Origin of the sequence: Chelonobacter oris (genome assembly GCF_000772535.1) — a bacterium.
Lineage (GTDB): Bacteria > Pseudomonadota > Gammaproteobacteria > Enterobacterales > Pasteurellaceae > Chelonobacter > Chelonobacter oris.
Genome location: NZ_JSUM01000012.1, coordinates 65,544 through 87,400, shown reverse-complemented (window position 1 = coordinate 87,400; position 21,857 = coordinate 65,544). Strand labels below are relative to the sequence as shown.

The 21,857-nt window shown below is 45.6% G+C and carries 22 protein-coding genes; 13 read left to right on the top strand and 9 right to left on the bottom strand.

The genetic code is table 11. The features are described 5' to 3' along the window. Positions 1-14: 14 nt before the first annotated feature. Both oadA and OA57_RS07770 read right to left on the bottom strand, forming a co-directional pair. Entirely contained in the window at positions 15-1,808 is a 1,794-nt protein-coding gene (oadA, locus tag OA57_RS07775; protein ID WP_034615931.1) for a sodium-extruding oxaloacetate decarboxylase subunit alpha, read from the bottom strand. A gap of 26 nt (positions 1,809-1,834) precedes the next feature. Further along, positions 1,835-2,092: an oxaloacetate decarboxylase subunit gamma gene (locus OA57_RS07770; protein WP_034615928.1), complete on the bottom strand. Its 258-nt coding sequence runs from the start codon at positions 2,090-2,092 to the stop codon at positions 1,835-1,837. 170 nt (positions 2,093-2,262) lie between these two features. Between OA57_RS07770 and OA57_RS07765 the strand changes: the two genes are divergently transcribed. The 6 genes from OA57_RS07765 (at position 2,263) to OA57_RS07740 (ending at position 11,018) form a co-directional block, all read left to right on the top strand. After that, positions 2,263-2,637 (top strand): YacL family protein, encoded by a 375-nt coding sequence (locus tag OA57_RS07765; RefSeq protein ID WP_034615925.1) that lies wholly within the window; start codon positions 2,263-2,265, stop codon positions 2,635-2,637. A 237-nt stretch (positions 2,638-2,874) separates the two neighbouring features. Continuing rightward, positions 2,875-4,146 carry an HAAAP family serine/threonine permease gene (locus OA57_RS07760; RefSeq protein ID WP_034615980.1) on the top strand — a complete coding sequence of 424 codons (1,272 nt, stop codon included), beginning with the start codon at positions 2,875-2,877 and terminating at the stop codon, positions 4,144-4,146. Between the two features lie 102 nt (positions 4,147-4,248). Continuing rightward, positions 4,249-5,616, top strand: a complete 1,368-nt coding sequence (locus OA57_RS07755; RefSeq protein ID WP_034615922.1) for an L-serine ammonia-lyase — start codon at positions 4,249-4,251, stop codon at positions 5,614-5,616. A gap of 96 nt (positions 5,617-5,712) precedes the next feature. After that, on the top strand, positions 5,713-9,162 hold the full coding sequence (gene mfd, locus OA57_RS07750; protein WP_034615979.1) for a transcription-repair coupling factor: 3,450 nt from the start codon (positions 5,713-5,715) through the stop codon (positions 9,160-9,162). A gap of 207 nt (positions 9,163-9,369) precedes the next feature. After that, complete coding sequence (gene rhaS, locus OA57_RS07745) at positions 9,370-10,179, top strand: HTH-type transcriptional activator RhaS (protein WP_034615919.1); 810 nt, start codon at positions 9,370-9,372, stop codon at positions 10,177-10,179. Further along, positions 10,176-11,018, top strand: a complete 843-nt coding sequence (locus OA57_RS07740) for a helix-turn-helix domain-containing protein (protein WP_034615916.1) — start codon at positions 10,176-10,178, stop codon at positions 11,016-11,018. The genes rhaS and OA57_RS07740 overlap by 4 nt, the downstream gene beginning before the upstream one ends. 63 nt (positions 11,019-11,081) lie before the next feature. Here the strand turns inward: OA57_RS07740 and rhaM are convergent, their stop codons facing one another. The 5 genes from rhaM to rhaB form a co-directional block, all read right to left on the bottom strand. Then, positions 11,082-11,396, bottom strand: coding sequence for an L-rhamnose mutarotase (gene rhaM / locus OA57_RS07735; protein WP_034615913.1), 315 nt, complete (start codon positions 11,394-11,396; stop codon positions 11,082-11,084). Positions 11,397-11,410: 14 nt separating this feature from the next. Then, complete coding sequence (rhaT, locus tag OA57_RS07730; RefSeq protein ID WP_034615909.1) at positions 11,411-12,445, bottom strand: L-rhamnose/proton symporter RhaT; 1,035 nt, start codon at positions 12,443-12,445, stop codon at positions 11,411-11,413. A 71-nt stretch (positions 12,446-12,516) separates the two neighbouring features. Next, positions 12,517-13,338 (bottom strand): rhamnulose-1-phosphate aldolase, encoded by an 822-nt coding sequence (gene rhaD, locus OA57_RS07725; RefSeq protein ID WP_034615904.1) that lies wholly within the window; start codon positions 13,336-13,338, stop codon positions 12,517-12,519. A 38-nt stretch (positions 13,339-13,376) separates the two neighbouring features. After that, positions 13,377-14,630 (bottom strand): L-rhamnose isomerase, encoded by a 1,254-nt coding sequence (locus OA57_RS07720; protein ID WP_034615898.1) that lies wholly within the window; start codon positions 14,628-14,630, stop codon positions 13,377-13,379. 21 nt (positions 14,631-14,651) lie between these two features. Further along, a complete protein-coding gene (rhaB, locus tag OA57_RS07715) occupies positions 14,652-16,115 on the bottom strand; it encodes a rhamnulokinase (RefSeq protein WP_235424655.1) in 1,464 nt (487 codons plus the stop codon). A 302-nt stretch (positions 16,116-16,417) separates the two neighbouring features. Between rhaB and lpcA the strand changes: the two genes are divergently transcribed. The 7 genes from lpcA (at position 16,418) to OA57_RS12405 (ending at position 20,965) form a co-directional block, all read left to right on the top strand. Further along, positions 16,418-17,002: a D-sedoheptulose 7-phosphate isomerase gene (lpcA, locus tag OA57_RS07710; protein WP_034615896.1), complete on the top strand. Its 585-nt coding sequence runs from the start codon at positions 16,418-16,420 to the stop codon at positions 17,000-17,002. 28 nt (positions 17,003-17,030) lie between these two features. Next, positions 17,031-17,666: a tellurite resistance TerB family protein gene (locus OA57_RS07705; RefSeq protein ID WP_034615894.1), complete on the top strand. Its 636-nt coding sequence runs from the start codon at positions 17,031-17,033 to the stop codon at positions 17,664-17,666. A gap of 208 nt (positions 17,667-17,874) precedes the next feature. Beyond that, positions 17,875-18,603 (top strand): arginine ABC transporter ATP-binding protein ArtP, encoded by a 729-nt coding sequence (gene artP, locus OA57_RS07700; RefSeq protein ID WP_034615892.1) that lies wholly within the window; start codon positions 17,875-17,877, stop codon positions 18,601-18,603. A 37-nt stretch (positions 18,604-18,640) separates the two neighbouring features. Further along, positions 18,641-19,360 (top strand): arginine ABC transporter substrate-binding protein, encoded by a 720-nt coding sequence (locus OA57_RS07695; protein ID WP_034615887.1) that lies wholly within the window; start codon positions 18,641-18,643, stop codon positions 19,358-19,360. A gap of 9 nt (positions 19,361-19,369) precedes the next feature. Beyond that, entirely contained in the window at positions 19,370-20,041 is a 672-nt protein-coding gene (gene artQ, locus OA57_RS07690; RefSeq protein WP_034615884.1) for an arginine ABC transporter permease ArtQ, read from the top strand. Beyond that, positions 20,038-20,724 carry an arginine ABC transporter permease ArtM gene (gene artM / locus OA57_RS07685; protein WP_034615881.1) on the top strand — a complete coding sequence of 229 codons (687 nt, stop codon included), beginning with the start codon at positions 20,038-20,040 and terminating at the stop codon, positions 20,722-20,724. The genes artQ and artM overlap by 4 nt, the downstream gene beginning before the upstream one ends. A 97-nt stretch (positions 20,725-20,821) precedes the next feature. Next, positions 20,822-20,965: an entericidin A/B family lipoprotein gene (locus OA57_RS12405; RefSeq protein ID WP_084589896.1), complete on the top strand. Its 144-nt coding sequence runs from the start codon at positions 20,822-20,824 to the stop codon at positions 20,963-20,965. 166 nt (positions 20,966-21,131) lie between these two features. On the opposite strand, the gene OA57_RS07680 is transcribed toward OA57_RS12405, so the two are convergent. Together OA57_RS07680 and ndk are read right to left on the bottom strand one after the other, a co-directional pair. Beyond that, complete coding sequence (locus OA57_RS07680) at positions 21,132-21,359, bottom strand: zinc ribbon domain-containing protein (protein ID WP_034615878.1); 228 nt, start codon at positions 21,357-21,359, stop codon at positions 21,132-21,134. A 5-nt stretch (positions 21,360-21,364) separates the two neighbouring features. Then, positions 21,365-21,796: a nucleoside-diphosphate kinase gene (ndk, locus tag OA57_RS07675; protein WP_034615875.1), complete on the bottom strand. Its 432-nt coding sequence runs from the start codon at positions 21,794-21,796 to the stop codon at positions 21,365-21,367. Positions 21,797-21,857 lie beyond the last annotated feature (61 nt).

Here is a 21,857-nt window from a genome sequence, read left to right as displayed (position 1 = left end):
AATCATTTTCCGCCTTATGCCAGATTCATCAGACGATCGCCGACGGCAACAATATCACCGGCTTTGACCGCAATACCCTGCACTTTCCCGGCTTGCGCCGCACGCACTTCGGTTTCCATTTTCATTGCTTCCAGAAGCAATAATACGTCGTCTTTGGCGACCTGTTGTCCTTCGGAAACCACCACTTTCCAGATATTGCCCGCCATCGGTGCATTGACTTCCACACCGGCTACGGCAACTTGCGGTTGCGCTACTGCGGGCGCCGCCGGTGTAATATCGTCGACTTCACCGCCTTCACTGACTTTCACCACAAATGCTTTGCCCTCCAGTTCCACCGTGTAAACTGCAGACGAAGAGGCGGCTTTAGGCGCAGCCGGTGCTTTTGCTTCGGTTTTTGCCGTAGTGGAAACCGCACTTGGTGCCGGTTCAAATGCCGCCGGATTACCACGATTTTCCAAGAATTTGAGTCCGATTTGCGGGAACAGCGCCACAATCAGTACGTCATCAATGGCATTTTCTGCCAGCGTAATACCTTTTTCTGCCGCTTGCTGTTTCACTTCCGCTTCCAATTTTTGCATTTCAGGCTGCAAGTGATCGGCCGGACGATCGGTGATTGCCGTGCCGCCGTTCAGCACTCTGGCTTGAAGTGCGGTATCGACCGCTGCCGGTGTGCGCCCGTACTCCCCTTTCAAAATGCCGGCGGTTTCTTTGGCAATGGTTTTATAGCGCTCTCCCATCAGTACATTGATCACGGCTTGTGTGCCGACAATCTGCGATGTCGGGGTCACTAACGGGATATAGCCCAAATCTTTGCGTACCCGTGGAATTTCTGCCAAGACTTCATCCAGTTTTTGAGAAGCATTTTGCTGTTTCAACTGACTTTCCAAATTGGTCAGCATACCGCCGGGCACTTGCGCCACTAGAATGCGGCTGTCGGTGCCTTTCAATTGCCCTTCGAACGCTTGGTATTTTTTGCGCACGTCACGGAAATAGGCTGAAATCTGTTCCAATTTCTGAATGTTTAGACCGGTATCGTATTCTGTTCCCTGCAAGGTGGCGACAAGCGCTTCGGTTGCCGGATGGCCGTAAGTACCGCTCATTGAGGAAATGGCGGTATCCACGCCGTCCACACCCGCTTCAATCGCTTTCAATAACGCCATTTCCGCCATGCCGGTTGTGGCATGACAATGTAAATGCAGCCGTACATCGTAGCGCCGTTTGATTTCACTGACCAATTCGTAAGCCGCCATCGGCGTTAAAATACCGGACATATCTTTAATCACCACCGAATCGACACCGATTTCCAACAGCTGTTCGGTTATCTTCAGCCAAGTTTCCAAGGTGTGAACCGGACTGGTGGTGTAACTCAATGTGCCTTGTGCGTGTCCGCCGTGTTTCTTCACCGCTTGTAATGCACACTGCATGTTACGCGGATCGTTCATCGCATCGAATACACGAAACACGTCCATGCCGTTGCTGACCGCTCTTTCCACAAAGCGCTCCACCACGTCATCGGCATAATGTCGATAACCCAGCAAATTCTGTCCGCGCAATAACATTTGCAGCGGGGTTTTCGGCATCGCTTTCTTCAGTTCACGCAAACGCACCCACGGATCTTCCCCCAAATAACGGATACAGGCATCAAATGTCGCCCCGCCCCAAGATTCCAATGACCAATAACCGATTTGATCCAAATCGGCCGCAATAGGAAGCATATCGTCCAGACGTAAACGGGTGGCAAACAGGGATTGGTGAGCATCACGCAGCACCACGTCAGTAATAGCGATTGGATGTGATGGTTTTGTCATTTGAAAACTCCATTAAAATAAAACGATTAACGATGGCATTGACGGCGGTGATGCGCAATGGCGGCGACAATAATCGGACGCAACGCTTCCGTTTCATCCGCTGTTGCCGCAATCGCTGCCCTTGATTTGCCTGCCGCCGGTTTCTGGGTTTCGGGGAACAGTCGGTTGACGACGGTTGACATCAAACGGATTGCAAAAATCAGAATAAAAAGGAACAGCAGGACGAAGCCCATTCCGGAAAGCATCAGGTTGATCCCTTCTCTCATTAATTCTGTCGCTGTCATAGTTTCAGCCCTCAGGGTTAAGCGAATAAAAGTCGGTTCGATATAGAATACTGAAAATTTACCGACCGAATCTTGTGATAGATCAAATCGGGCAAATATAAACACTTGTTTTTATTTACCGCAAGCCCTGCTAAAATGCAAATGAATTTTAACCTATCGAGACTAAAACAATGGATTTTCAATTTCGTTATGATCATCTGGGCAGAACAGTCGCCGCTTGCAGCATGGAACATGAAGCGATTGCCAATTGGATAAACAGTGAGATTTATGCTGATCAACAAAAACTGGCTGAGGTCTTCATGCTGGTTGACGCTGTCAAACGAAGTGCCAATCCGCAGCAGGAACAACGCCTAATCGGACATGAATTTTCACTCTCACTCAATGCGGAGGAAGTGATGGTACAGGCAAACAGTCTGGCTTTTGACAGCAACGACGAATTGGAAGACGGTTTCAGCTACTATGATCAAGAAAGTCTGGCTTTTTGTGGTCTGGAGGATTTTGAGCGTTTTATCGCTCAATACCGCACTTTTATACAGGGTGATTAAAAATAAATCACTTTATTTCATGGCAAACACAAAACAAATCACTAATTTTAACAATTTATTAAACATATCCGTCTAAAAATCAGATATATTGTCAGGCAGATCACAGTTCTGAAATTCAATATTTGTATTTATTACGCCACTTCCCTATTATCCCGCCGTCGTAGCATCAGACTACCGTCAAATTAATATAATTTGACTACAATCAATTGGTTAAATTTTAGGTAACATAATATGGAAATGAGTAATGTTAAGGCCATTCCGGTGGCTGAAAAGAAAAAATGGAATAAATTGGACAGCGCTTGGGTATTGAATCTTTTCGGCACCGCCGTCGGCGCCGGCGTGTTGTTTTTACCGATTAATGCGGGAATGGGCGGCTTTTGGCCTTTGGTTCTGATGGCGTGTATCGTGGGGCCGATGACCTATCTGGCACATCGCGGGCTCAGCCGTTTCGTACTCTCGTCCAAAAATCCGGGCAGCGACATCACCGAAGTCGTTGAAGAACATTTCGGCAAAACCGCCGGCAAACTGATCACATTGTTGTACTTTTTTGCCATTTTCCCGATTTTGCTGATTTACGGTGTCGGCATCACCAACACCGTGATTTCTTTCATGGAAAACCAGCTGCATATCGCCGCTCCGCCGCGTGCGATTCTGTCGGTTGTTCTGATTGCGGCATTAATCAGCGTCATGTTGATGGGTGAAAAATTCATGTTAAAAGTGACCGAATGGTTGGTTTATCCGTTGGTTGCCATTTTATTTGCGCTGTCGCTGTACCTGATTCCGGAATGGACAACCGCATCTTTACAACAATTGCCTGACGGCAGTGCCTTTTTGTCCACACTGTGGCTGACTATCCCGGTGTTGATCTTCTCTTTTAACCATTCGCCCGCCATTTCAGCTTTCACATTGTCACAACAACGGGAATACAAAACCCTTGAAGCGACAGAACGGCACAGCAACCGCGTTCTGTTCGGCACATCCGGCTTACTGTTGGTGTTCGTCATGCTGTTTGTTTTCAGCTGCGTGTTGACATTGACGCCGCAAGAATTAGCATTGGCTAAAACACAAAATATTTCAATTCTGTCTTTCTTGGCGAATAAATTTGATAACCCGTATATCTCTTATTTCGGGCCGCTGGTGGCATTCCTTGCGATTACCAGCTCGTTCTTCGGGCATTATCTCGGCGCACGCGAAGGCCTTGCCGGATTAATCACCAAAATGAACCGTGATGCCGGCAAAGCGGAAATCAACCGTAAAAAACTCAATTACGTCACCGCACTTTTCTTCCTGCTGTCGCTGTGGCTGGTCGCCACCATCAATCCGAGCATCTTAGGCTTAATCGAATCGTTAGGCGGGCCGATTATCGCTATGATCCTGTTCATCATGCCGATGTACGCTATCCGCAACGTCCCGTCGATGCAGCGCTATCGCGGTCAGGCAAGCAATATTTTTGTTACGGTAATGGGGCTGGTCGCTATCTCAGCAATCGTTTATATCCTTTTCCGTTAACGCTGCCGTTATAGTATAATGACACTCAAACCTCTACGAACCACATTGCGGATTTCGTAGAGGTTTTATCGTTCATAAAAAGAAAAATGATATCAGGTATTTATGATTAGTGTTTTTGATATTTTCAAAATCGGTATCGGGCCGTCCAGCTCGCATACCGTCGGCCCGATGAAAGCCGGAAAACAGTTTCTGGACGAATTGGCGCAACAACAGCTGTTGGACAAAATCGATCGGATCAAAGTCGATGTTTACGGTTCGCTGTCGTTGACCGGCCGTGGGCACAGCACCGATATTGCCGTGATTATGGGATTGGCGGGCTATCTGCCGGAAGATGTGGATATCGAAAGTATCCCCGCCTTTATCGCCGAGCTGAAAAAAACCGCACTTTTACAAATTGCACGTGGCCGGCTGCAAGTCAAATTCCATTTTGAACAGGATTTGGTATTCCATAAAACCTTTTTGCCGTTACATGAAAACGGCATCCGCTTCCATGCCTTGTTACAGGGTAACGTAGTCTATTCACAAACCTACTACTCGATCGGCGGCGGCTTTATTGTTGATGAGGCGAATTTCACTGCTCAGGAAACGACCTCGCTGACCGTTCCTTTCCCCTATAAAAACGCCACGGATATTTTATATCACTGCAAAAATAGCGGCCTGTCGATAGCCGGCATGATGCTGCAAAATGAAGTCGCACTGCACGGCCAGCCTGCGGTCAATGCCTATCTGCAACGCATTTGGCAAACCATGTGGGATTGTATGCAGCGCGGCATGAATACCGAAGGGCTATTGCCGGGGCCGTTAAAAGTCACCCGACGGGCTACCGCACTTCGCCGTATGTTGGAATCGAACAACAGCCTGTCTAACGACCCGATGAAAATTATCGACTGGGTCAATATGTTCGCATTGGCAATCAATGAAGAAAACGCCGCCGGCGGACGTGTCGTCACCGCCCCGACCAATGGCGCTTGCGGCATTGTGCCTGCGGTATTGGCATATTATCAGCAATTTATTGCACCGCTGACGGAAGAAACCATCGCCCGCTATTTATTAACCTGCGGTATCATTGCTTCGCTGTATAAAATGAACGCCTCGATTTCCGGCGCCGAAGTCGGTTGCCAAGGTGAAGTCGGTGTCGCCTGCTCAATGGCGGCGGCGGGTCTGACTGAAATTCTGGGCGGTACTGCCGAACAGGTTTGTATTGCAGCGGAAATCGGCATGGAACACAATTTAGGCTTAACCTGCGATCCGGTCAACGGCCAAGTACAAGTGCCGTGTATCGAACGTAACGCTATTGCCTCGGTCAAAGCGATTAACGCCAGTCGAATGGCGTTACGCCGCACCAGCAGCCCATCGGTCAGCTTGGATAAAGTGATCGAAACCATGTACGAAACCGGCAAAGACATGAACTCCAAATACCGCGAAACCTCAACCGGCGGCTTGGCAATCAAAATTTTGCCTTGTGATTAGTTTGGTTTCTAAACCGCACTTTTCCCTTAAAGCGTCTGGCTTATCTACCCAATGTTCGATAAACTGGGCGCTTATTTTTTAATAACATATAACGCTATGAACACCCTATTCACCTTAAATCTACCACAAGATGCGGCTGATCATAAACTGCTCGGCAATGTCATTGCCGACAGTGATGTTTTGGCGATTGCACAAGCCGCCGACCAGCACAACGGGTTGACCGTGGTAGTCACCGCCGACACACGCCACGCCTTAAATCTGGAAAAAAAACTCAGCCGGCTCAGCCCGCAAAACATCTGTTTTTTCCCCGATTGGGAAACCTTGCCTTATGACAGTTTTTCACCGCATCAGGATATTATTTCGGCTCGTTTAAGTGCGTTGTTCTTCCTACAACAGCCACAACAAGGCATTTTTGTGTTGCCGATCAATACCCTGATGCAACGCCTCTGCCCACCGCACTTTTTAAGCAATAATGTGCTGCTGATTAAACGGGGCGATAAACTGGTATTGGATAAATTGCGTTTACAGCTGGAAAATGCCGGTTATCGTGCCGTGGAACAAGTGTTGGAACACGGTGAATACGCTGTACGCGGCTCACTGCTGGATCTGTTTCCGATGGGCAGCTACGAGCCGTATCGGCTGGATTTCTTCGATGATGAAATTGATTCGATCCGCACTTTTGATGTCGACAGCCAACGAACACTGAATACAATCGACCGGATCAATCTGTTGCCGGCACACGAATTCGCGATTGACGATAAAGCGATTGAATTTTTCCGCGGTCAATTTCGTGAACGCTTTGAAATTCGGCGCGATCCGGAACACATTTACCAGCAAATCAGCAAAGGCACGCTGGTATCGGGCATTGAATATTGGCAACCGCTCTTTTTTGAAAGCATGGCGACGCTGTTTGATTATCTGCCTGACCACACGCTGTTTATTGATTATCAAGCCAACGGCGAGCGTGCCGAGCGTTTCTATCAAGACGCACAGCAACGTTTTGAAAGCCGCCGGATCGACCCGATGCGGCCGCTGTTGCCGCCGGAACAACTCTGGCTGCGCAGTGACGAAATCAATCGCCGCTTGAAAGCCTATCCCCGTCTGACCTTAACACAGGAAACATTACGTAATTCTGCCCGTCAGTGCAATTTACCGGTCAGCCATCTGCCGGAATTAACATTAAATGCCCAACAAAAAGAGCCGCTGAAACTGTTGCGCCAATTTGACGAACAATTTAACGGCAAACTGTTATTCTCGGTAGAAACCGAAGGGCGGCGTGAAACACTGTTGGAATTATTGCGTCCGCTCAAGCTCAAACCGCACTTTACTCAAACCCTGTCACAATTATTTGAACAGCGATATAATCTATTAATCAGCGGACTGGATAACGGTTTTATTCTGAATTGTGACAGTTACAGTCAACGCACTCAACTGGCGATCATCACCGAAACCAACCTACTCGGCGAACGGGTACAACAGCGCAAGCGGGATCAACGCAAAACCGTCAATCCGGACACTCTAATCCGCAACCTTGCCGAGCTGAAGCCGGGGCAACCCATTGTCCATCTGGAGCACGGGGTCGGGCGCTACGGCGGTTTGACCACGCTCGAAGCCGGCGGAATTCAAGCCGAATACCTGATTTTGCAATATGCCGCCGATGCCAAATTGTATGTGCCGGTATCATCACTGTACCTGCTCAGCCGCTATGTCGGCGGCAATGAAGAAACCGCGCCGCTACACAAACTCGGCAGCGATACTTGGGCGAAAGCACGCCGCAAAGCGGCGGAAAAAATTCGTGATGTTGCGGCCGAACTGCTTGATGTCTATGCCAAGCGCGAAACCCAAACGGGCTTTGCCTTTCACTATAACAAAGAAGAATTCAAACAGTTTTCCGATACGTTTGCATTTGAAGAAACCACTGATCAGCAAATGGCGATCAGTGCGGTTATCAGTGATATGTGCCAAGCAAAAGCGATGGATCGGCTAGTGTGCGGTGATGTCGGTTTCGGGAAAACCGAAGTGGCGATTCGAGCGGCATTTTTAGCGGTCAATAACAATCGCCAGGTGGCGATTTTAGTGCCGACAACCCTACTGGCACAGCAACATTACGATAATTTCAAGGATCGTTTTGCCAATCTGGCGGTCAATGTAGAAATGCTGTCGCGCTTTAAAACCGCTAAAGAGCAAAAAATCATTTTGCAACACTTGGCAGAAGGCAAAATCGATATTCTGATCGGAACGCATAAACTGCTGCAATCCGATGTCAAATTTAAAAATTTGGGCTTATTGGTGGTGGACGAAGAACACCGTTTTGGTGTTCGGCAAAAAGAGAAAATTAAACAACTGCGTGCCAATGTTGATATTTTGACGCTCACCGCCACCCCGATTCCGCGTACGCTGAATATGGCGATGAGCGGTATGCGTGATCTGTCGATTATCTCTACTCCGCCGGCACGCCGCCTGACCATCAAAACCTTTGTGCGTGAAAACGACAATCTGCTGATCCGCGAAGCGGTATTGCGTGAAATTTTACGTGGCGGACAAGTTTATTATCTGCATAACGATGTCGCCACCATTGAAAACTGTGCCGAACAGCTGGCGCAACTGGTGCCGGAAGCCCGAATCGTGATCGGACACGGGCAAATGCGCGAACGGGATCTGGAACGTGTGATGAGCGATTTTTACCATCAGCGCTATAATCTGTTGGTCTGCTCCACCATTATCGAAACCGGCATTGACGTGCCGACCGCCAACACCATTATTATTGATCGTGCCGATAAATTCGGTTTGGCTCAACTGCACCAATTACGCGGTCGGGTCGGACGCTCTCACCATCAAGCCTACGCTTACCTGCTGACACCGCATCCGAAACGCATGAGCAAAGATGCGCTGAAGCGCCTCGAAGCGCTGGAGAGTCTGGACAATCTCGGCGCCGGCTTTGTCTTGGCAACCCACGATCTGGAAATTCGCGGTGCCGGCGAACTGCTCGGCAGCGAACAAAGCGGACAAATCGAATCCATCGGTTTCTCACTCTACATGGAATTATTGGAAAGTGCGGTCAATGCCTTGAAAGAAGGGCGAGAACCGTCCCTGGACGAACTGACCCAACAGCAAGTGGAAATCGATCTGCGCATTCCGGCACTGTTACCTGAAGATTATCTGGGCGATGTCAATATGCGGCTGTCATTCTACAAACGCATCGCCAGTGCCGCCAATCAGCAAGAACTGGACGAACTGAAAGTCGAACTGATCGACCGTTTCGGCTTATTGCCGGAGGCCGGAAAAAATCTGCTGCAAATCGCCGAATTACGCTTGCTGGCAAAACCGCTTGCCATCCAGAAAATCGAAGCACACGCCCAAGGCGGCGCCTTAGAATTCAAGGCTAACGCCGAACTCGACCCGCTTAAATTTTTGGCATTAATCAAACAGCAACCCAATATCTTCCGTTTCGACGGCCCAACCAAATTCCGTTTCAGCAAAACCACCGAAACGGCAAAAGAGCGATTAGCCTTTGTGGAAGAATTGATAAAAAGTTTATTGGATTAATCACCATACCGCACTTTGCAGCCGTCAGGTTTCACGACAAAGTGCGGTTTATACGCCTTTAAAAATGTGAGGCACGCCACATTTAGAAAAATGATTCTCATCTATCTTTAATTTTTTACCAAAAATCTGCATGGATTGACCAAATTTTCAAGATACTTTTGCCTCCTGCTCTATAGAATAAGATATCTATTTCAGGAGAAAATAACGATGGTACAAAAATTATATGATAGTGATTTTTTTATCGCAAAAAAACAATCTATTAAGGTTGAGCCAAGAATTCCTCAGCAAAATTATCCTGAACATACGCATAATTTTGATGAAATCGTTATTGTCACTAAAGGAAAAGGACGGCATATTTTAAACGGCTATCCTCATGAACTTTATCAAGGTATGATCCTATACATTGAGGCTAAAGATCATCACTTATATGAAAATGTGCAAGATCTCCACTTAACCAATATTCTTCTTAGATCTTGTGATAGCTTCCAATTCTTAAATAATATTCGTTTTTTACTTTTATCAATAAAACCGCAACAATCTTGTTACCAAGTTTTACATAAAAAACATGCGCCTTTTGTTTTTTCTTTAGTAGATAAATTAAAAAGTCAATCGCTTGAGAGTATTCCTCAACAAGAGAGTTTATTTTTTCAGCTATTATCATTATTACAACAGTATCAATATGATGATAAAGGTATAGGTTCGACCGAAGAGAAAGGGAGGCAGCTATTGCGCTGGCTAGCGTATCATTTTAATGAAAAAATAGATTGGGAAGAAATTGCACAACAATTTTCCTTACCGATAAGAACATTACATCGCTATATTAGAAATAGTACGGGATATTCGCCACAACACTATATTTCCAAATTAAGACTTGCTGAAGCTTATTATCAATTACGATATACCGATAAAAACATTATCACTATTGCATATGATTGCGGATTTAATGATGGCAGTTACTTTTCAACCTGCTTTAAAAATGAATTTATGATTAGTCCTAGAGATGTCAGAAACGTATGATTAAGCCTATTTTATTACATTATCAAGATTATTGTATCTCTCCGGAAAATTCAATCACTGTTGAACGGCGGAATCATCAAGATTATTTTCCGTTACACTATCATGATTTCGAAGAATTGGTGGTTGTTTCTTCCGGTAACGGATTGCATATCTGGAATGAGCATATCCACCCTATTACTTGCGGCGATATTCTCTATATCAATCGGAAAGATATTCACTCCTACGAATCCGTTAATGATCTCAAGCTTGATAATATCCTTTATCAACCTGAAAAATTTTCTATGACTGATATTATCTCTCAATACCTACCTTATGAAAAAACACTTCAAGAACAACGGTTTTGGCGAATAGATTTATTTTATTTAAAAAGAATATTTATGATTGTTGATCAATTGGCATTGGAGAGTAAAAAAAATAATATTTCATCAATCCATTTATCTGAAGCGCTTTTTTTAGAATTGATCATTCTGCTGTTTCGCTTCCGGCATAAGGCTGATCATTCCACACCGGCAGATATTCAACAAATAGATATGATCTTCTCGGCTTTATACGGCAGTATTGAAACAACATTCAATTTTGAACTTTTTTGTCAGAAGAATCGGTTCTCTCCACGCGCCATACAACGTTTATTTAAGCAACAAACCAATATGACTATCGGTCAATATTTGCAAAAGCTCAGGATATGCAGAGCAATGACGCTATTGCGTACATCCAGCTTATCTATTGCCGATATTGCATTAAAGTGCGGTTATGAAGACAGTAATTATTTTTCTTTGGTGTTTCGTAAAATGCAAAATTGTCCTCCTTCTGAATATCGTAAAAATTTCATGATAAAATAATGCATTATTCAAAAAACCTGACAGCTGATCACAAAAAACGGCTGTCAGATTTTTCATTAAGTATCAATCCAGATAAAACACCGCATCCAATGCTTCTGAAATCGGGCTATTATCCGCATTAGACGGCATAATATCGCACATAAATGCCCACCATTTTTGGCAAGCTTCTGTATTCTCGATGTCATTCCAGCGGGATTCCGATTCTATTTCTACAGACGCAAATAATAAATTTCGCTGTTTATCTAAAAAAATAGAATAATGATGAACACCATGCGCTTTTAATTCGGTTACCAATTCCGGGAAAATTTCATCATGGCGTTTTTTGTATTCATCATGACTATCGGGATTGATTTGCATAACAAAACCTTTTCTAATCATAACCGCCCCTCGCCTTAATTAGCCATACCCAGACCGACAATATTTGCCGCCAATACAATAATCAAACAACCGATACATAATACCCTGACCGGTTTTACGCCCGTTCCTTTCCACTCTTTTAAGACTAACCCCACAATACCGCCACACAGCACATAAAAACTCATATGTAACATCCAGCTCATAAAACCATACTCAGCGGGAATATTGGCATGTCCCCAAGCATAGAAGAAAAATTGGAAATACCACATAATACCGCCCAGCGCGGCAAATAATACATTGCTGATCAATAATGCTGTCGGAACGGCAAGATCAGCTTTAATCGATAATTCAGGTTTAATAATTAATCGGATAATACAATATCCCAAATTAATCACTGCGCCGCCTCCCATGATCACCACATAACTGGGTAATGCCATATAAAGCGCATCCACACCTAACGTTGCGGCTGCGGTGTGCATCGGTTGTGCGGCACTCATTGCAAAAGACATACCCGCTGAAAAAATACCGCATATGACAGCCAATATCAGCCCTTTTTTAAGATTAAATTCTTCAGCAGCAATTCCCACCGCTTTTTCTTTTAATAAACCGGCATACGATACGACGGCTACGCCGACTACGGCGACGATAACGCCGAGTATCGTCATTTTCCCACCGGTAGAAGCCAGTAACTCGCCAAATCGTCCTTGAATAATCGGTGTCATCAATGTTCCGACAATCAGTGTTATCCCAATTGCGATACCAATTCCCATCGACATGCCCAAATATCGCATGGTCAAGCCATATCCGATATTCCCGATTCCCCACATTGCACCGAAGAGAAATACCGGTAATAATACGCCGGCGCTAAACGAGGCGTAATACCCGGCAAAATCAGGCAATAAAAAATAACTGATTGACCAAGGTAATAGGATCCAAGAGAAAATACCTGCAACCGACCACATGGTTTCCCATGACCATTTAGTCACTTTTTTTAATGGCGCATAAAAACATGCGGCTGACGTTGCGCCGACAAAATGCCAAAAAATACTCAGAAAAATAGAACTTCCCATCGTGTTTCTCCTATTATATACCGTATCTTTGCGGTGTTATTGATTGCCTAAAAACCAATAACACCTTATTTTTATTGCAAAACCGCATCCATCGGCGTAACCCCGAAACGTTCCGCCAGCAGTTTGAATTCATCCGAACGGATCGTTTGTCTTTTCCCGCCCATAGAAAGGACTTTTACTAAAATTTCAGCCGATTTTTCCGCCGTATCAATTAACCCGAATGCTTCATCCAGTGAAGCTCCTGAGCCAAAAACACCGTGGAATGCCCATAACACCAAGGCGTGTTTTTGCATTTGTTCTGCCGTGGCATAGCCAATTTCATCTTTACCGGGAACCATCCAAGGCAAAATACCGACACCGTCGGGAAATACCACCAAACACTCGGTACTCATTTCCCATAATTCACGAGTAATCACCGCACTATCCAGCTCCAGCACATAAGTTAACGCAATCAGGTTGGTCGCATGGCAATGCATAATCACACGATCTTGATTATGGCTGACGGACATACGCGCAATATGCGACTGTAGATGCGCCGCCAGTTCGGAGGTCGGCACTCCGCCATTTACCAATCCCCACATGATGTAATAGCCTTTTCCCTGTTCATCAATTTTCACCACCGCTAACGTATCAGCCGGATCCAACATGACATTACGGAAAAATTTGCCCGAACCGGTGACGATAAAATACTGACCGGACAGCGCAGAAACATCTTGTGTGAGAGCGATATGTCTCGGATTCGAGTAAAAATCCGATGTAAACGACGTAATATCCTCCTCGAATAAACGTAAGCTGACATTGCCGCCATTACGTTCATCCCATCCTTTCAGCCACATATCCTGTGTCGCTTTAACCATTCCTTGTACAAACCAAGAAGACATAATGTATTGCATATACTTTTCCCTATCTTTATCTTTTATTTTTTGACTGATTAGCGTTGGCTTAAAACCGCACTTTCATAGCGGCGTACCTCATTCAGCCAACGACTGCCGACAGGCACATCATGGCAGGCACAATACATATCCCACACGGCTTGCCACGGTAATGATTTCTGTTCTTCCAGCAATGCCAAACGCGTCGTAAAATCGGCATTAATCTCGGCCTGACGTAAAACGGCCGTCGGTTCAAGTAATGCTTTCAGTAAGGCTTTTTTCATATTGCGAGTGCCGATGACCCAAGCCGCAATACGATTAATCGAGGCATCAAAGAAATCCAACCCAATGTGGACACGATCGAATAAACTATGGCGAATAATTTCATTGGCAATTGCCTGCGTTTCGTCATCCAGCAACACCACATGATCACTGTCCCAACGTACCGGACGGCTGACATGCAATAATAAATGCGGGATAAAAGGCATCACGGCGGAAATTTTGTCAGAAATGACTTCTGTCGGATGAAAATGACCGGCATCCAAGCAAAGTGCGGTTTGACGTGATGTTGCATATGCAATATAAAACTCATTGGAACCCGCAGTATAAGATTCCAATCCGATACCGAATAACTTACTTTCTACGGCATCTAAATGATATTTAGTATCGATTTTCTCGCTGATAATCTCATCCAACGACGCCATCAGGCGCTGACGTGGTGCAAAACGATCGATAACCAGATCTTTACTGCCGTCCGGTAACCAAATATTCATCACCGAAGCCGTCCCCAATTCTCTGCCGAAATATTCGGAAATTTTTCGGCAAGCTTTGCCGTGTTCAATCCAAAAATCTCGAATTTCTTTATTTTGATGAGTCAGGGTCGCTTCTTGGCTGAGCGGATGTGAAAAATAAGTCGGGTTAAAATCCAACCCCATCTTATTTTGTCTCGCCCACTCAACCCAGTTGACAAAGTGCTGCGGTTTCACTTCATTACGTTCCACTTTATTGTCTGCTTCCAAATAAGAAGCATGTAAATTCAAGCGTTTTGCCCCCGGGATTAAGGCGAAAGCAACCTCTAAATCCGCCCTTAACTCGTCGGCATTATGCGCCTTGCCCGGATAACGCCCCGTCGCTTGAATCCCCCCGCTCAAATCCCTGCTTTGCAGCTCGAATCCGGCAACATCATCTCCCTGCCAACAATGCACGGAAACCGGTAATCTATCTAACGCCGCCATAGCAACTTCAGTGTCAATCTCCATATCGGCGAATTGCTGTTTGGCCAATTGATAAGCCTGTTGAACGCTTGTCATCATAAAACTCCTTTTTTGTTTAATTTAAGTTAATGCACAAAATTCATGCCATTTTCGGTTTAAAAATCCGACTTCCAAGAACTTCGGATTAGGCCGGAAGTGTTTTAGCGGAAAACTTTTTTCAATCCATTGCCGGAATTGTTTGGCATTCTGAATGCGATCCAGCGCCATTAATTGGCAACCGACATTTCCTAAAACAGACGCTTCTACCGGCCCTGAAATCACATCAAAACCACAAACATCGGCGCACAATTGGTTCAAAAATTCATTTTGACAACCGCCGCCGACCACATGCAGACAAGAAATCGGCTTGTGTTGTAACAAAGCTAACTGCTGTGCCGTCTTGCGATATAACATTGCCAGGCTGTCAAAAATACAACGGGCTAATTGTGCGGTGCTGTATGGAATAGGCTGATTATGGGTTTTGCAGTATTGACGAATACTTTCGACCATAGAAACAGGATTGAGAAAACCCTCATGATTCGGGTTGATTAAACTGCGGAAAGGCGTTTCCTGCGAAGCCTGTCGCACTAATTGCGGGATATCGCTAATCTGATGCTCTTCACATAACCGCTGGAATAACCATAATCCCATAATATTTTTCAGGACACGATAATAGCCGTCAATGCCGCCTTCATTGGTGATATTGGCTTCCATTGCCGTCGAATCATTACAAACTTGTTTACTCTCCAAGCCCATCAACGACCAAGTGCCGGAACACAAATAAGCCGAACCGTCACGACTTAACGGCGCGGCAATAACCGCACTTGCGGTATCATGGCTCGCCACCGACATAACCGGAATGCGCTTTCCGCTGTGGTGTTGCCAATATCCGATTTGATGACCGGGATGGCGAATTTGCCCGAACCAACGGATCGGTACGCCCAGATATTCCAACAGTGCCTGATCCCAACTGTCGGTATTGACATTGACCAACTGTGTTGTGGTTGCATTGGTATATTCCCGATTTAATTTTCCGGTCAAACGGTAATTTAAATAATCAGGAATCATCACAAAATCCTGAATATCGCCCAACCAGGGCGGCGCGTCTTCCATCATGGCTTTTAATTGATATACCGTATTAAACGGTAAAAATTGAATGCCGGTTTTCTGATAAAGTACTTTTTTGCCGATATCCTGCTGAACTTTTGACATCACGCCTTCCGTGCGTAAATCACGATAAGCATACGTCGGCCCGACAACCTCACCGTCTTGATTCAACAACACATAATCCACACCCCAGGTATCAATGCCGATACTGTGCAGTGTCTCGCCGTTATCAATAATTTTATTCAGCCCGGTAATAATCTCTTGCTCTAGCGCCGTTAAATCCCAACAAAAATGGCCTGATTTTTCTTTTAATTGATTTTTAAAGCGATGAATTTCACGTAAATTGATCCGACAGTCGTCATCGCAAGATACCAGCATGACCCTTCCGCTGCCGGCGCCCAAATCCACTGCCGCAATCTGTTGAACACTCATAACCATATCCCTCCCTTGAATTTGGTTCTAGTGTAATAATCGGCAAAAAACAAAACCTTAAACCGGCTGCCACCTCTTTTTAAAGCATGGCAAAGAGACAAAATACGCTGTGATCTGAATCACAAAATATAAAAGAAAAATGTTATCCGATAATGAAATTGTCCAATAAAAAATAGGCGGAAGCTAAGCGGATCCTCATCAATCCGCTGTATTATCAAAGCGAATATATGCTTGAAATTTCATACCAATCCCCCCAATTATGTTTTACAATGCAAAGGCTAATGCGCACCCGAATTGAGGAAAATTTTATGTATTTAGAACAAATTAAAGCGGAATTAAACGAAGCGGCGGATGTGCTGGAGAAATTTATCCGCGATGAAAATAATATTAAACTGATTCAACAAGCCGCACTGTTGCTTTCAGACAGTTTCAAAAACGGCGGCAAAGTACTTTCTTGCGGCAATGGCGGATCGCACTGCGATGCGATGCATTTCGCAGAGGAGTTGACCGGACGCTATCGTGAAAACCGCCCCGGTTATCCGGCGATTGCAATTTCCGACGTCAGTCATTTGAGCTGTGTCAGTAATGATTTCGGCTATGATTATGTGTTCTCACGCTATGTCGAAGCGGTCGGGCAAAAAGGCGATGTGTTATTCGGCTTGTCCACTTCCGGCAATTCCCAAAATATCCTGAACGCTATCGAAGCCGCCAAAGCCAAAGGCATGAAAGTGATCGCCATGACCGGCAAAGACGGTGGGAAAATGGCCGGACTGGCCGATGTGGAAATTCGTGTACCGCACTTTCGCTATGCCGATCGGATTCAGGAAATTCATATTAAAGTCATTCATATTCTGATGATGTTAATTGAATTTGAAATGGCAAAATCCGCATAATTTCACCTACAAACACAAGGAAAACCGTATGAACAATTTATTCAGTCAGTTACAAAGCCGCCTCGGCGAAATGATGAAGGACGAGAACTTTTCCAAAATAGCCAAAAGTGCGGCTGTAGGCGGTTTGGCCGGTTTAATTTTAGGCAACAGCGGCGCACGTAAAGGCGTGGCTAAAGCCGGTAGCTATGCGGCGTTGGCTGGTGCGGCTTGGCTTGCCTATAACAAATGGCAGCAAAGCAAAAACGGCGGGGTTCAAGATGTGAATTTCGATCCTCAGGCACAGCAAGACGCTATCAGCTATGCCAACAGCACGCTATCCGACAGCAAAATCATGTTGATGACGCAAGCCATGGTCTTTGCCGCCCGTGCCGACGGTCAAATCGATGCACAGGAACGTGAACAGATTCACAAAGGCTTGCAGCAATTGGGGCACGGTGACAACGCCGATCAATTGATTAACGACTGGCTGAATGCCCCATTAAATCCGCAGGCGCTGGCTGAGCAAGTCCGTGATCCGCAACTGGCGGCGGAGGTTTACATGGCGTCATTATCGGTCATTGATCCCGATCATTTCCTCGAACAAGCCTATATGCAACAGCTGGCACAGGCCCTGAACCTGCCGTCGGAGCTGAAACAACAGCTTGAACTGACCGCCAAACAATAACTATTTCTCGGGGAAGCAACGCTTCCCCCTTCTCTTTTGCGATTTTGTTCTCTTGCCGATGGTATTTTGAGCAATTTCGAATTTAATGCGTTGCAACTGAATTTTTATGCGACTTTACTCGCTTTTTTTGAGATTTTATTTGCATGCTGCATTTTTTATTATTACTATTCCGCATTATCTATTCATCTATTTAAAATAATTTGGCGACATGACGATCAGCATTAAAAACCTGAATTTTTTTTATGGCAGCAAACAAGCCCTGTTTGATATCAATTTTGAATCCCAAGACGGCGATATTATTGTCTTGCTGGGGCCGAGCGGCGCCGGCAAAAGCACCTTAATCCGCACGCTGAACCTGCTGGAAGTGCCAAAGAGCGGTCAGTTGACCATCGCCGGCAACCGCTTTGAACTGTCCGCCAATACCGAAGCCAAAAAAATCCGCAAACTGCGTCAAGATGTCGGCATGGTGTTTCAGCAATATAACCTGTGGCCGCATTATACCGTACTGGAAAATCTGATCGAAGCGCCGATGAAAGTCCTTGGTCTCACTAAAGCAGAAGCGATGGAACGGGCTCAGGGGCTGTTACAGCGTTTACGGGTGGAAGATCACGCCGAGCGCTTTCCGTTGCATTTGTCCGGCGGACAACAACAACGGGTCGCTATTGCCCGCGCATTGATGATGAAACCACAAGTCTTGCTGTTCGATGAACCGACGGCAGCGCTGGATCCGGAAATCACCGCACAAGTTGTGTCCATCATTCAAGAATTGCAGCAGACCGGCATCACACAAGTGATCGTCACTCATGAAGTCGCCGTTGCCCGTAAAATCGCAACCAAAGTGATCTATATGGAGCAAGGCAAAATTATTGAAATCGGCGATTCGAGTTGCTTCCAACAGCCGCAAACCACCGCATTTGCGCATTATTTGTCTCATTGATTTCCATTCCGTTTCTATTTCTTTTAAGGAGCTTATCATGAAAAAATTATTAGCCGCCGCACTTTTGGCAACCGCATTTTCAGCTAATGCGCTGGACATTACCTTTGCGACCGAACCGACTTATCCGCCGTTCGAAAATACGGATTCCAACGGGAAAATTATCGGTTTCGATATTGATGTCGCCAATGCGATTTGTGCCGAAATCCAGGCAAACTGCAAATTTCAAAGCCATGCTTTCGACAGCCTGATTCCAAGCTTAAAATTCAAACGTTTTGATGCGGCGATTTCGGCGATTGACATTACCGAAGAACGGGCCAAACAAGTCAGCTTCAGCGATCCGTATTACGACAGCTCAGCCAGTTTCATCGCCGTAAAAGGAAAAACCGACCTGAATACTGCAAAAAATATCGGCGTTCAAAACGGCACGACTTTCCAGCAATACATTGCTGAAAACGGCAAACAATACGCCACTAAATCTTATGCCACCCTGCAAAGCGCCATTCTGGATTTGAAAAACGGTCGCGTGGATGTTATTTTCGGCGATACGGCTGTTTTGGCAGACTGGATGAAAACCGACGAAAATCTAGCATTTATCGGTGAAAAAGTCACGGATCCGAAATACTTCGGGAACGGTTTGGGTATCGCCGTCAATCAGGCAAGTACCGAACTGCTGGAAAAATTGAATCAAGGGTTGGCCGCCATTAAAGCCAACGGTGAATACCAAAAAATCTATGATAGCTGGATGACAGGAAAATAATCATTATCTATGTTCAGCAATTTTCTCTCGCTAATGTTTTCAGCCACCCTGATGACCTTGGGGTTGGCTGTTTGCGCCTTAATTCTCGGTCTGATTCTCGCCATGATTTTTGTGGTGTTTGAAACCGCCAAGCTGACTTTTATCCGTAATAGCACTTCCGTAGTATTGACCTTGTTACGCGGGCTGCCGGAAATTTTGGTCGTGCTGCTGATTTATTACGGTTCTACTCAGGTGCTGTTCCTTTTAACCGGCGATTTTATCGAATTCAGTCCGTTTTGGTCGGGTGTGGTCGCCTTGGCGATTATCTTTGCCGCTTATGCCTCGCAATCTTTACGCGGGGCGATTCAGGCAATCCCGTCAGGACAGTGGGAATCCGCCGCCGCATTGGGGCTGAGCCGTACACAGGCTTTTGTTGCGATTATCATGCCGCAGGTCTGGCGACACGCGCTGCCGGGGTTAAGTAATCAATGGCTGATTTTATTGAAGGATACCGCACTTGTTTCGCTCATCGGGGTCAACGATTTAATGCGCCAAGCCGAACTCAGCAATGCCAACACCCATCAACCCTTCACTTGGTACGGCATCGCCGCCTTGCTCTATCTGGCCGTCACGATTTTAAGTAAAATCGGCATTGCCCGTCTGGAAAAACGGTTTACCCGTTTTGAAAGGGAGGCGGTATGATCAGTGACTATTTTACAACGATTGCACAAGGCATTCCGACCAGTCTGGCACTGACCGCCGTGGCGTTGGTGATTTCATTTTTGTTGGCGGTGTTATTCACCTTTATTCTGTCGCTGGAAAACCGCACGTTGAAAGCCTTGGTTAACGGCTATATCACGCTGTTTACCGGCACACCGCTGTTGGTACAGATTTTTCTGATCTATGCCGGCCCCGGACAATTCCAATGGATTATCGACAGCCCGCTTTGGTCTTTGCTGTCGAATGCGTGGTTCTGTGCAATGTTGGCTTTGGCACTAAACAGTGCCGCCTATTCCGCCCAATTGTTTCATGGCGCGGTGAAAGCCATTTCCAAAGGGCAATGGGAAAGCTCCGCCGCATTGGGATTAAGCCGTTGGCAAACCCTGCGGATTCTGGTTCCGTTTGCGTTAAAACGAGCGTTGCCGTCTTACACCAATGAAATTATTCTGGTATTCAAAGGAACTTCCCTCGCCTCCACTATCACCATTATGGATATTATGGGCTATGCCAGACAACTTTACGGAACACAATACGATGCTTTGCTGATTTACGGCATTGCCGGTGGGATTTATCTGGTAATTACCGGTATCGCCACCCTGCTGTTGCGTCGTCTGGAAAATCGGGTGTTGTCATTTGAGCGTTTGGAAAGCGGTAAAAATCATTAATCTTCATGTTGTTATTTTGTTTCTATCGGTGTAGTATGAACTTAAGTAGTTATTATTTAGCTACTTAAATCCATTTAACCTTGACAGGAGAAGAACCATGAAATTGATTTGGGCACTTATTTTGGCAGCAACAATGGGCACACTGACTGCTTGTAATACAGTCAAAGGGGCAGGACAAGATATTCAATCTGCCGGAGAAGCGATCGATAATACCGCTGGTGATGTACAGAAAAAAATGTAACGTCATATTGTTAGTATGATATTGATTGGAAAATAAAATGCCGAACGGAGAATTCCGCGGCATTTCTTTTTGGATTCAGACGCATAAAACGTATTTCCCACGTTATATCATCACAAAAAATACCTTTCCCGCATAAACGCACCATTTCTGATTGATTCCGTCAATCCTAATGGGTTATCCAGCTTGCCAGTAAAATAAAAACCGTAAACACCGCCAACCAAATCAAGTGCAGTTTGACACTCTTGCGGTTAATCTCTTGTTTATGTTCGCGCAAGCGCTGGTGGTGTTGCTTATAACGTTCAAGATCTTGCGGATCGAACGAAAAACCGCAAGACGGGCACATTTTAGCGCTGTCGCTCACTTTATGACGACATTCCGGACAACGGGTTAACATTTTATTTATCCTTTCGTTTGACGGCTGAAAATTTCACTTTCTGTAAAAAAATACTCGATTTCACGCTTGGCCGATTGTTCGGAATCAGAACCGTGTACCGCATTAATGCTTTTACTGGCGGCAAAATCAAAACGAAGCGTGCCGGCGGCAGCGGCTTGCGGATCCGTTGCCCCTATCAGTTCACGATGCCGCTTAATCACATTTTCTCCCTGCAAGACTGAAACGACCACCGGCCCCGATGTCATGAATCGCACCAGATTCTCATAGAACGGCTGCCCTTTATGTTCGGCATAAAATCCACCGGCCTGTTCCTCGGTCAAATGCAGCATTTTTGTGGCGACGATAGTAAAGCGTGCGCTTTCAAAGCGAGAGAAAATTGCCCCGATCCGATTTTGTTTTACTGCATCCGGTTTGATAATTGACAGGGTTTGTTGCATACGACTTCCTCTTTTGGATTAATGGGTAAAAGTGCGGTTTTTCCGTTCAGACTCAGACAAA